Below are 10,689 nucleotides of genomic sequence, written 5' to 3'. Positions count from 1 at the left end.
CCCGCCGCCCGCGCGGCGGGGGCCGGGAGGACGGCCCGCACGTCAGCGGGCAGCGGCGACCGCATCGGTGTACAGCTCGACCGTCAGGTCGCTCTCGGCAATGCCGAGCCCGACGAGCACCCCGCGGATGACGGACAGGGCCGGCTGGAGATCGGTCTCGGTCCGAGCGGACGCCTCCAGTTCCAGGAAGGTCCCATCGATCTCCGGCACGCGCACGAGCGTCGCCAGCAGTTCGCGGCCATCGACCGTGAAGACGTAGTTGCGGCACCGCTTCTCGAACGCAGCACGGCGGGCCGCCGCCGGCGAGTCCGGATCGAGCAGCAGGACCCGGAGGCGGAGCGGCTTGTCGCCGTCGCGGTCGATGTGCGGGCGGAGTAAGGAGTCCCGCAGGGCCAGGAGGCCAAGGCCGCGAACCGCGAGGACATCCAGTTCGGCGGCAGACCGGGCGGAGCGCTGGATCTCTGCGGCTGCCGCCGCCTGGTCGGAGTGGACCCGAACAATCTCGGGGAAGGCGGCGGGGTCGAACGCGGCGCCGGGGGCACGGCTCTCCCTCTGCGGAGCGAGGCCCTCCCCGCCCCGGTCGGCCTTCCGCCCCCGCCGCGCACGCAGGGCGCCGGGAGCAGCATCCCGACCTCCACCGTGCCGGGGCGGTTCGGGGCCGCCCCTCTACCGGGGCGTCAGCAGGGCGGCCAGCTCGGTCAGCGAGTCGACCGTCCGATCGGCCTCCGGTGCGGTGGTGGTCAGGCCGATCGGTCCGCGGCGCAGGTGGGCGGTCCGCAGCCCGCAGGCCCGGGCGGGAGCGATGTCGTTCGCCGGGTGGTCGCCGACGTAGAGGATCTCGCCGGGCTCACCCGGCGCCCACCGGGCCACCTGCTCGAAGAACGCGGGCGAGGGCTTGGACACGCCCCACCCGCCCGAGGTGGCGATGGCGTCGGCCGGCAGCGCCAGGCCCTTCAACAGGTCGGCGACAACGGCGTTCTGGTTGCCGGCGATGCCCACCCACAGGCCCGCGTCCCGCAGCCTGCGGAGCGCCGGGCGGACGTCGGGGTAGAGGTCGCCCTCCTCCAGGTGGTCGCCCCGGCCGGCGGCCCGGCGGGCCCGCCACTCGGCGCCCACGTCGGCCCCCGGCCGCACGATCCGGATCGCGTCCGCGCTGTCCCCGCCCTCGGCCAGCACGGCGCCGACCAGCGCCGACATGGTGTGCGGCGGCACGCCCAACCACCGTGCCCAGTCGGCCCAGTAGCGGGTTTCACCGACCAGGGTCTCTCCGATGTCGAACACCACGGACCGCACGCGCACACCGCGAGCCTAGCGCCCGGACCGCAGGGGGCCGCCGGGTCAATTCAGTCGAGGCGGGTCCGACCGTCCCAGTAGCCTCGCCCTGTGGTGGATCAGGAGCAGTACGCCAGGTACCGGGAAGACTCGAAGCTGCTGGCAGCGATCGGGAGGCATGTCGACGCCCAGGTCGGCCGTGTCACGGTGCGACTGCCCAGGGCCGTGGCCGAGGCCGCGGTGGACGCCTGGGAGCGCGACGAGTCGGGTGACCTCGACGAGGAGACCCATGAGCAGTACGAGCTGCGGGACCAGGCCGGCGATCTGGCACTGATCGGCCTCGTGATCTCGGAGCGCGGCCGCCGGGAGGGCGAGGAGGTCGTGATCGACCTGGATGTCGTCTCCGCGGGGGCAGCCGTGCGGGCGTCGCAGTAGCCGGGCCGCAGCCGGACTCCGCCGGCATCTCCCGCCGGGGCCCCTCCCCGGGCCGCGCCGGGCCGCGCCGGGCCGGTCAGGAGTCGGTGAGCAGGAGGGTGCGCAGGGCCGCAGAATGCTGGTCCGTCAGGCCGAGGGCCTCGCGCAGGTAGCGGTGCGGGGTCGACCAGTGGGTGCGGACGGTGTCCAGGGCGGCGGCCAGGTACTGGGGGCGGGCCTCGAAGACCGGGCGCAGCAGGGTCCAGAGTTCGCTGCCGGGTTCGGGGACGGTGCCGTCGGCGCGGGTGAAGCGGTGGAGCTGGGCGGGGTCGTTGCTGCGCAGGTAGTCGGTCATGACGGCGTCCTCGGGGACGCCGAGGGCGAGCAGGACCAGGGCCACCGCCCAGCCGGCGCGGTCCTTGCCGGCGGAGCAGTGGACGAGGGCGGGCAGGGCGGCGGGGGTGGCGAGGGTGCGCAGGATCCGGGCGTGTTCCTCGGTGCGGTCCAGGACGCGGTGGCGGTAGGCGGCGATCATGCGGGCCTCGGCGCGGCCGTCGCCGAGTTCGGTGCGCAGGGCGGGGAGGTCGCCGCGGCGCAGGAGGTGGTAGGAGCGGGCGCCCTGGGCGGGGTCGGTGAGGGCGAGTTGGAGGCGGTCGGCGCCGGGGACGGGGACGTCGGCGCGGTCGGTGGTGAGGTCGGCGGTGCCGCGCAGGTCGATGATCAGACGCAGGCCGAGGGTGGTGAGGGCGGTGACGTCGCCGGGGGTGGCGCGGGCGAGGTGGCCGCTGCGGAACAGGGTGGCGCGGCGCACGGTGCGGCCGTCGGCGGCGGGCAGGCCGCCGACGTCGCGGAAGTTGCGGACGCCGGTGAGGGCGGGTGTGTGCGTGTGCGCGGCGGGGTGATCGGGTGTCACGGGCGCTCCCCTCGGCGAGGCCTGGCGTGGCCTGGCGGTGGCCTGGAGATGGCCTGGCGGCGGTGGCCTGTGGGGGGATGGTAGCCCGGGGGGCCGGTGCGCAGGAGGGCTTCGGGGACGCAGGCGGGCTTCAAGGGGCAGGGGCGGGCGGGCCCGCCCCCTGCCCTGACCGGGGGTTTTCCCCCGGTCAGGTCGGAGGCGGGCCCCAGGGCCACCCGGCGCGATCCGGGTCATGATCATTCCACCGCCTGCGGAACACCGAACCGAGGAGTGACCAGCATGACCACCCACACGAAGCCGATCGGCCGACGGGGGCTGCTCGCTGTGACGACGGCGCTCGTCGCCACCGCCCTGCTCGCCCCGGCGGCCGCCGCCGCGCCCGCCGCCGGAGCGGGCTCCGGGTCCGCAGCCCCCGGCGCCACGGCGGTCGACGGCGCCACGGCGGTCGACGGCCGGCAGGCCGCCGCGATACGTGCGTTGGAACGCGCCGCCTACCCGCTGCGCTCGACGGAGCCCGGCGGCCGCACCACCGACCTCCGGCCGCTGGGCGCGATGGTCGCCGACGCCCGGGTGGTCGGCCTCGGCGAGGCCACCCACGGCTCGCACGAGTTCTTCGCCATGAAGGAGCGCGTCTTCCGCTACCTCGTCGAGGAGAAGGGCTTCACCACCTTCGCCCTGGAGATGAGCTGGACGGCCGGCCTGCGGATCGACGAGTACGTCCAGGGCGGCGCCGGCGACGCCCGCCGGGTGGCCGAGGAGACGCTCGCCGGATCCCCCTGGGAACGCGAGGAGTTCGTCAGCCTCATCACCTGGATGCGGCAGTACAACGACCGCCACCCCGGGCGGGGCGTCCACTTCATGGGCAACGACATCGGGGCGCCCAGGCTCGGCGACGCCGTCTTCGACAAGGTCGCCTCCCACGTCCGCGCGACCCACCCCCGGGACCTCGCGCGCCTGGAGGAGCTGTACGCGGGCCTGCGCCCCCTCGACGACGTCTTCGCCTACCTGGGCAAGCCCGTGGCCGAGCGGCGCCGCAACGCCGTCCTCGCCCAGCAGGCGCTCGACCTGGTCACCGCGAACAAGGGCGCCGGCGGCGACGCCTACGAGTGGGCCGAGCAGCACGCCCGCAACATCGCCCAGACCTTCGCCTTCGCCTCCCTCGACCTCTCCGACCCGGAGTCGGTCTCCGCCGCGGAGCACCTGCGCGACCAGGCCATGGCCGCGAACACCGTCTGGTGGCAGCAGCGCACCGGCGACCGGATGCTGCTGTCGGCGCACAACGGCCATGTGGGCTACCTGTCCAGCGACCCCGTGATGTACCCGACCACGCAGGGCGCCTACCTGCGCAACGCCCTCGGCCGGGGCTACACCGCCGTCGGCTTCACCTTCAACCAGGGGTCCTTCCTCACCGCGACCAGCCTCGGCAGCGCCTGGAACAAGGTCACCGTCCCCGCGGCCACGCCCGACATGCAGGAGTACACCCTGGACCGGGTCCGCCACCGCGACTTCTACCTCGACCTGCGCACCCTGCCGGCCGCGGGCCGCAGCTGGCTCGACACCCCCCGCCCCGTCTACGAGGCCGGCTCCAGCTTCAGGAGCGACCCGCTGCCGACCCTCGCCGTCGGCCGGGCCTACGACGTCCTGGTCCACCTGCACCAGGTTCGCGAGGCCGTCGGACTCTGACCCGGCGCCGGGCGGCGGGAGACACGTTCTAGAGGCCGCGGGCGGTGACGTCGCCGTAGGAGGGCTACGCCGGCCCGGTCAGGGCCCCGGACCCGGGCACCGATCCCACGGAGGCGTACGCGTTCCGCCGACCGCACAGTTCGGCGGGCGATGCGCGCTGAGCGCAGGACCGGGGCGGCGCGCGGCACGACCGCCTGACGCGGCGCGCGGCTGCGCCCTGCGGATCTATGCCGGGTCGAAAGTCCAGACGAGCACCACCTGCCCGTCTTCCGGTGCGCCCCCGGCGCGGCCGTACGTCGCCAGTGCCGCCGCGTTGTCCTCGTCCGTGATCACCCACATGCCGTAGCAGTCGCGTTCGCGTGCCAGGTCTGCAAGCGCCGACGTCAGAGCCCGGCCGACACCGCCCCCACGGAACGACTCGTCCACGCCCAGCTCGTACAGGAACATCTCGGTGCCCTTGTCCGGGTGTGTCATCTCGACGCCGGTGACCATCCCCGCCGGGACGCCGTCCACGTAGGCGATCAGGAGGTGATGGCGCTCGTCCGCGAGGAACCGCTCGGTCGCCCCCGGCCGAGGAAGCGAGTCGAACAAGTGCCCGGCGTCCTTGACGGCCTCGACGCGGGTGATGCGGCGGATCTCCATGCGGGGATCCTGACAGGTCTCGGTACGGAGGGCACCGGGTTCCCTCACTGGAGCCCTTCCGGCCCCGGTCTCTCTGTTCGGTCCACGGCCGCCCACTGCTCCGACGCGATCCGAAAAGGGGGGCCCTAGTCGCCCCGCACGCCCCAGCAGGAGTCCATGCCGTCGGGTGCGGTGTCCGGCGCGGGCGCGGCGGGCGCGGGGGCCGGGGCGCAGGGCTGCGGGAGGGCCGGGTGCGGGAGGGCGGTCATACGGGGTTCCCCCTGGGTGCGGTGCGGTCGCTGAGACGCCTGCCCGCACGGGCCGATGATCTTGGTGGCGCGCAACCCAGGATCACCGGGGCGCCCGGGGGGAGGCAATCGGGTTGCCGCGTCAACTTGCCGGCCCGGCCCGTCCCACGGCGCTGACCAGCGCTTTGGGACGGCCGGGCGGCCCCAGGTTGAGACATCGGCGGCAGGGCTCCGCGCGCCGGCCGCCCCCGGACGGGACCGGGGGCGGCCGGGCGGGGGTCAGGCCGTGCCGGTGAGGACCTCGCCGACCAGTTGGCGGGCCTCGTCCTGGACGCGGGCGAGGTGGTCGGGGCCGTGGAAGGACTCGGCGTAGATCTTGTAGACGTCCTCGGTGCCGGAGGGGCGGGCGGCGAACCAGGCGTTGGCGGTGCAGACCTTGATGCCGCCGATCGCGGCGCCGTTGCCGGGGGCCTCGGTCAGGACGGCGGTGACGGGCTCGCCGGCGAGTTCGTCGGCGCGGACCTGCTGCGGGGACAGCCGGGCGAGCAGGGCCTTCTGTTCGCGGTCGGCGGGGGCGTCGACGCGGGCGTAGGCGGGGGTGCCGAAGCGCTCGGTGAGGTCCCGGTAGTACTGGCTGGGGGTGCGGCCGGTGACGGCGGTGATCTCGGAGGCGAGCAGGGCCAGCAGGATCCCGTCCTTGTCGGTGGTCCACACCCCGCCGTCGCGGCGCAGGAAGGAGGCGCCGGCCGACTCCTCGCCGCCGAAGGCGATCGAGCCGTCGAGCAGGCCGTCGACGAACCACTTGAAGCCGACCGGGACCTCCAGCAGTTCGCGCTTGAGGTCGGCGGCGACGCGGTCGAGCATCGAGGAGGACACCAGGGTCTTGCCGACGGCCGCGTCGGCGGGCCACTGGTCGCGGTGGCGGTAGAGGTAGTCGACGGCGACGGCGAGGTAGTGGTTGGGGTTCATCAGCCCCCCGTCCGGGGTGACGATGCCGTGGCGGTCGGCGTCGGCGTCGTTGCCGGTGGCGATCGCGTACTGGTCGCGGCGCCCGATGAGGGAGGCCATCGCGGCGGGCGAGGAGCAGTCCATGCGGATCCGCCCGTCCCAGTCCAGCGTCATGAAGCGCCAGGTGGGGTCGGTCTGCGGGTTGACCACGGTCAGGTCGAGGCGGTGGGTCTCGGCGATCCGGCCCCAGTAGGCGACCGACGCGCCGCCCAGGGGGTCCGCGCCGATGCGCAGGCCCGCGCTGCGCACGGCGTCGAGGTCCAGGACGGAGGGCAGGTCCTCGACGTAGGCGGTGAGGTAGTCGTGGCGCCCGGTGGTGGGGGCGGCCAGGGCGCGGGCGTAGGGCACCCGCCGCACGCCGCGCAGGCCTTCGCGGATGAGGGCGTTGGCGCGGTCCTGGATCCAGCCGGTGGCCTCGGAGCCGGCCGGGCCGCCGTTGGGCGGGTTGTACTTGAAGCCGCCGTCGCGCGGCGGGTTGTGGGAGGGGGTCACCACGATGCCGTCGGCGGGGGCCTGCGGGTTGCGGCGGTTGTGGGCGAGGATCGCGTGGGAGACCGCCGGGGTCGGGGTGTAGCCGTCGGCGCCGTCGAGCAGCACGGTGACGCCGTTGGCGGCCAGCACCTCCACCGCGGTGGCCTTGGCGGGCTCGGACAGGGCGTGGGTGTCGGCGCCCAGGAACAGCGGGCCGCCGATGCCCTGGGCGGCGCGGTACTCGCAGATCGCCTGGGTGGTGGCGGCGATGTGGTCCTCGTTGAACGCGGAGTCCAGGGAGGAGCCGCGGTGGCCGGAGGTGCCGAACGCCACCCGCTGGCCCGGCTCCTGCGGGTCCGGGTGCAGCGTGTAGTAGGCCGTCACCAGCCGTGCCACGTCCACCAGATCGTCGGGCTGCGCCGGCTGCCCGGCCCGTGCGTGTGCCATTGGTCCTCCACCGTTCTCGCTGCCGCGGCCCGTCCCCGCGGTCCGCCGGCCCCTGCGCGTGCTCGCAGATCGTAACCAGAACGCGACCGCGGGTTCGACGCGGGCCTCGCCGGGGCCCGGCCCCCTCCCGAAGGGGCGGGACCGGGTGCGAAGGGAGGGGGAACGGGCGGTGAACGCGGCGCGGCGGCCTCCACCGGTGGGGTGGAGGCCGCCGCGTCGCGCTCGGCCGGTGGGGGCGGGTTGGGGTCAGCCGCGGCCGGCGCTCTTCTGGGTGCGGCGGGAGACGGAGTCCAGGACGACCGCGGCGAGCAGGACCGCGCCGGTGATCATGTACTGGATGGCCTGGGCGGCGTGGACCATGTCCAGGCCGGTGGTGATCGACTGGATGACCAGGATGCCGAGCAGCGCGGACCAGGTCTTGCCGCGGCCGCCGAAGAGGCTGGTACCGCCGATGACGGCGGCGGCGATGGCGCTCATCAGGACGTTGCCGCCGCCGAGGGTCTTGTCGGCGGAGCCCTGCTGGGAGGCGATGAACAGGCCGCCCAGGCCGGCCAGGCCGGCGGAGATCATGAACACCGAGATGCGCACCCAGGCGACGTTGATGCCGGCCCGGCGGGCGGCCTCGATGCCGCCGCCGACGGCGAAGATCTGGCGGCCGTAGGAGGTGCGGCGCAGGACGAAGTCGGTCAGGACGACGACGCCCAGCAGGACGACCAGCGGCAGCGGCAGGCCGCTGTCCTGGTTGAGGGTGTAGGCGCCGACCAGGGCCAGGACGGCGAGGGCGCCGGTGCGCAGGGCGATCTCGCCCGTCGGGCGGGCGGGCAGGCCGGCGGCGGTGCGGCGGCGGGCGTCCAGCAGCTGGCCGGCCAGGAAGAGGCCGATGGCCAGGACCGCGAGCAGCCAGGCGTAGAGGATGTCGCCGTCGCCGAGGAAGTAGGTGTCCAGGTTGGCGACGACGCCGTCGTTGAGGTTGTTGACGGTGCCGAGCTTGCCGAGGACGTAGTCCTGCAGGCCGCTCCAGGCGAGCATGCCGGCCAGGGTGACGACGAAGGCGGGCACGCCGATGCGGGCGAAGAAGAAGCCGTGCAGGGCGCCCATCGCGACGGCGGTGGCCAGGGCGATGAGGATCGCCAGCCATTCGGGCAGGCCCTGGCGTACCGCGAGGACGGAGGTGACGGCGGCGCAGACGCCGGCGACGGAGCCCAGCGAGAGGTCGATCTCACCCAGCAGCAGGACGAAGACGACGCCCACCGAGATCAGGCCCGCGCCCGCGATCCACTTGGTGATGTTGGTGAGGTTGTCGGCCTGGAGGAAGTGGCCGGTGACGCTCTGGAAGATGACGGCGATCAGGACCAGGCCGATGACGACGGGCAGCGAGCCGAGGTCGCCGCTCCTGATCCGGCGGCTGAACTCCTCGACGTAGCCGGCGACTCCGCCGGAGCGCACCAGCAGGCGCGGGTCCGCGGCGGGGGCCGCGGGAGCGGGGGTGCCGGGGGTGGCGGGGGTGGTCTGGCTGGTGCTCACTTCGCGTCCTCCGCGATACGTGCCTGACGCCGGGTGACGGCGTTGTCGGTGGCGCCGGTGATGGCGGAGACGATCTCCTCGTGGGTGGTGCCGGCGACGGGGAAGACGCCGTTGTTGCGACCCAGGCGCAGGACGGCGACGGTGTCGGCGACGGCCTTGACGTCGGCCATGTTGTGGCTGATGAGGATGACGCCGAGGCCGCGTTCGCGCAGCCGCTCGACCAGGTCGAGGACCTGGGCGGTCTGCTCGACGCCGAGGGCGGCGGTGGGCTCGTCGAGGATGACGATCCGCGGGTCGCCGACCAGGGCGCGGGCGATGGCGACGACCTGGCGCTGGCCGCCGGACAGGGCGGCGATGGGGATCCGCACGCTGGGGATGCGGATGGACAGGGTGTCCAGGAGCTCCTTGGCGCGCCGCTCCATGGCGACCTCGTCGAGGGTGCCGAAGCGGCGCAGCTCGCGGCCGAGGAAGAGGTTGGCGACGACGTCGAGGTTGTCGCACAGGGCGAGGTCCTGGTAGACGGTCGCGATGCCGAGGGCCTGGGCGTCCTGGGGGCGGGTCAGGCGTACGGGGCGGCCGTCCCACTCGATGGCGCCCTCGTCGATGGGGTGCACGCCGGCGATCGTCTTGACGAGGGTGGATTTGCCGGCGCCGTTGTCGCCGACGAGGGCGACGACCTCTCCGGCGCCGACCTCCAGGTGGACGTCGGTCAGGGCCTGGACGGCGCCGAAGCGCTTGGAGACCGCGCGCAGCGCCAGTACGGGTGCGCCTGTCACGTGAACCATCTCCTGCGGGGGTAGGACGGGCGGCGGACGGTTCGGTCCGCGGCCGGGCGGTGAAGGTGAAGGGGTGTCGGGGGCAGGGCTGGGCGGGCTCCGCCCGGCGCTCCCGGGTGTGGGGGGAGCGCCGGGCGCGGCGCCTGGTGGGGCGGGCCCGGTGCGCGGGCTGCGCGGCGTGCGGGCCGCCCGGTGCCGGCTGCTCTGGTGCCGGTTACTTGATGCCGGCGGCGGTGCAGGCGGCGGCGTAGTCGGCGGTGCAGATGTCGGCGGCCTTGTAGAGGCCGTCGGCGATCACGGTGTCGTTGATGTTGGCCTTGGTGACGACCTTGGGCTCCAGCAGCTTGGCGGGCACGCCCTTGTCGGTGTCGCTGTCGATGGAGGCGGTGGCGACGGCCTTGACGTCCTTGCCCTGCAGGAGGTTGACGGCCAGCTCGGCGGCGCTGTCGGCGAGCGGCTTGTAGGCCTTGTAGATGCTGTAGGCCTGGTCGCCGGAGACGATGCGCTGGACGGCGTCGAGGCCGGCGTCCTGGCCGCCGACCGGCACGGTGATGCCCGCGGCCTTGAGCTGGGTGACGATCGCGCCGGCCATGCCGTCGTTGGCGGAGTAGACGGCCTGGAAGCCGTCCTTGCCGAGCTGGGTGATGGCGGCGCCGGTCTTCTGGCCGGCGACGGTGGGCTTCCACTCACCGGACTGCTCGTAGACGACCTTCTTGACCTTGCCGTCGAGGACCTTGTGCGCGCCGGCCTTGAACTGGGCGGCGTTCGGGTCGGCCTCGTCGCCGTTGATCATGACGATGTTGGCGTCGGCGGCCTTGGCGCCGAGCGCGTCGAGCAGGGCCTGGCCCTGGAGCTCGCCGACCTTCTGGTTGTCGAAGGAGACGTAGGCCGAGACGGGGCCGCTGGCCAGGCGGTCGTAGGCGACGACCTTGACGCCCTTGGCGGCGGCCTCCTTGACCCAGGACTGGGTCGACTTGGCGTCGAAGGCGTCCAGGATGATCACCTTCACGCCCTGCGTGATGAGGGTGTCGAACTGCTGCTTCTGCTTGGCGGCGCTGCCCTCGGCGTTGCTGTACTGCACCTTGCAGTCGGGGCAGAGCGCGGCGACCTTGGCCTGGATGAACGGCCGGTCGAAGGACTCGTAGCGGGTGGAGGATGCGTTCTCCGGAAGCAGCAGGCCGATGGACTTGGTGTCCCCGGAGCCCGCGCTCTCCTTCTTGTCGCCGCCGGCCTTGCCGCAGGCGGCCATGGACAGGGCCATCGAGACCGCGGCGGTGCCGATGAGGGCGCGACGCATCGTTGCGTTCATGTG

11 protein-coding genes are annotated in these 10,689 nt (G+C 73.9%); 2 read left to right on the top strand and 9 right to left on the bottom strand.

Annotation, left to right across the window (positions count from 1 at the left end):
• Nucleotides 1-42: 42 nt before the first annotated feature.
• Nucleotides 43-210: a hypothetical protein gene (locus tag ACGFZP_RS21040; RefSeq protein WP_392935055.1), complete on the bottom strand. Its 168-nt coding sequence runs from the start codon at nt 208-210 to the stop codon at nt 43-45.
• A gap of 456 nt (nt 211-666) precedes the next feature.
• Entirely contained in the window at nt 667-1,293 is a 627-nt protein-coding gene (locus ACGFZP_RS21035) for an HAD family hydrolase (RefSeq protein ID WP_392935534.1), read from the bottom strand.
• Between the two features lie 90 nt (nt 1,294-1,383).
• On the opposite strand from ACGFZP_RS21035, the gene ACGFZP_RS21030 reads away from it, so the two are divergent.
• Nucleotides 1,384-1,707: a hypothetical protein gene (locus ACGFZP_RS21030; RefSeq protein ID WP_392935052.1), complete on the top strand. Its 324-nt coding sequence runs from the start codon at nt 1,384-1,386 to the stop codon at nt 1,705-1,707.
• Between the two features lie 76 nt (nt 1,708-1,783).
• Here ACGFZP_RS21030 and ACGFZP_RS21025 read toward each other — a convergent pair whose 3' ends face one another.
• Nucleotides 1,784-2,599: a tyrosine-protein phosphatase gene (locus ACGFZP_RS21025; RefSeq protein ID WP_392935049.1), complete on the bottom strand. Its 816-nt coding sequence runs from the start codon at nt 2,597-2,599 to the stop codon at nt 1,784-1,786.
• A 279-nt stretch (nt 2,600-2,878) separates the two neighbouring features.
• Here ACGFZP_RS21025 and ACGFZP_RS21020 point away from each other — a divergent pair, with 279 nt between their 5' ends.
• Nucleotides 2,879-4,282, top strand: a complete 1,404-nt coding sequence (locus ACGFZP_RS21020) for an erythromycin esterase family protein (protein ID WP_392935047.1) — start codon at nt 2,879-2,881, stop codon at nt 4,280-4,282.
• Between the two features lie 225 nt (nt 4,283-4,507).
• Here the strand turns inward: ACGFZP_RS21020 and ACGFZP_RS21015 are convergent, their stop codons facing one another.
• From ACGFZP_RS21015 to ACGFZP_RS20990, 6 genes are all read right to left on the bottom strand, one after another.
• Nucleotides 4,508-4,924, bottom strand: a complete 417-nt coding sequence (locus tag ACGFZP_RS21015; RefSeq protein WP_392935044.1) for a GNAT family N-acetyltransferase — start codon at nt 4,922-4,924, stop codon at nt 4,508-4,510.
• Nucleotides 4,925-5,049: 125 nt separating this feature from the next.
• Nucleotides 5,050-5,172 carry a hypothetical protein gene (locus tag ACGFZP_RS21010; RefSeq protein WP_392935041.1) on the bottom strand — a complete coding sequence of 41 codons (123 nt, stop codon included), beginning with the start codon at nt 5,170-5,172 and terminating at the stop codon, nt 5,050-5,052.
• Between the two features lie 258 nt (nt 5,173-5,430).
• Nucleotides 5,431-7,077 carry a phosphoglucomutase (alpha-D-glucose-1,6-bisphosphate-dependent) gene (gene pgm, locus ACGFZP_RS21005; RefSeq protein ID WP_392935039.1) on the bottom strand — a complete coding sequence of 549 codons (1,647 nt, stop codon included), beginning with the start codon at nt 7,075-7,077 and terminating at the stop codon, nt 5,431-5,433.
• A 246-nt stretch (nt 7,078-7,323) separates the two neighbouring features.
• Entirely contained in the window at nt 7,324-8,601 is a 1,278-nt protein-coding gene (locus tag ACGFZP_RS21000) for a sugar ABC transporter permease (protein WP_392935036.1), read from the bottom strand.
• Nucleotides 8,598-9,386, bottom strand: coding sequence for an ATP-binding cassette domain-containing protein (locus ACGFZP_RS20995; protein WP_392935034.1), 789 nt, complete (start codon nt 9,384-9,386; stop codon nt 8,598-8,600). Before ACGFZP_RS20995 ends, ACGFZP_RS21000 begins: the two co-directional genes overlap by 4 nt.
• A gap of 205 nt (nt 9,387-9,591) precedes the next feature.
• Nucleotides 9,592-10,686 carry a sugar ABC transporter substrate-binding protein gene (locus ACGFZP_RS20990; protein WP_392935031.1) on the bottom strand — a complete coding sequence of 365 codons (1,095 nt, stop codon included), beginning with the start codon at nt 10,684-10,686 and terminating at the stop codon, nt 9,592-9,594.
• Between the last annotated feature and the right edge of the window lie 3 nt (nt 10,687-10,689).

The organism is Kitasatospora sp. NPDC048239 (assembly GCF_043202015.1).
Taxonomy (GTDB): Bacteria; Actinomycetota; Actinomycetes; order Streptomycetales; family Streptomycetaceae; genus Kitasatospora.
Note: the sequence above shows the minus strand (reverse complement) of the source record. Positions and strands in the feature narration are given on the sequence as shown.

Bases quoted from the DNA above. Each gene is read 5' to 3' on its own strand.
- ACGFZP_RS21020 (WP_392935047.1), top strand. From the start codon at position 2,879: ATGACCACCCACACGAAGCCGATCGGCCGACGGGGGCTGCTCGCTGTG.
- ACGFZP_RS20990 (WP_392935031.1), bottom strand. From the start codon at position 10,686: ATGAACGCAACGATGCGTCGCGCCCTCATCGGCACCGCCGCGGTCTCG.
- ACGFZP_RS21010 (WP_392935041.1), bottom strand. From the start codon at position 5,172: ATGACCGCCCTCCCGCACCCGGCCCTCCCGCAGCCCTGCGCCCCGGCC.
- ACGFZP_RS21015 (WP_392935044.1), bottom strand. From the start codon at position 4,924: ATGGAGATCCGCCGCATCACCCGCGTCGAGGCCGTCAAGGACGCCGGG.
- pgm (WP_392935039.1), bottom strand. From the start codon at position 7,077: ATGGCACACGCACGGGCCGGGCAGCCGGCGCAGCCCGACGATCTGGTG.
- ACGFZP_RS20995 (WP_392935034.1), bottom strand. From the start codon at position 9,386: ATGGTTCACGTGACAGGCGCACCCGTACTGGCGCTGCGCGCGGTCTCC.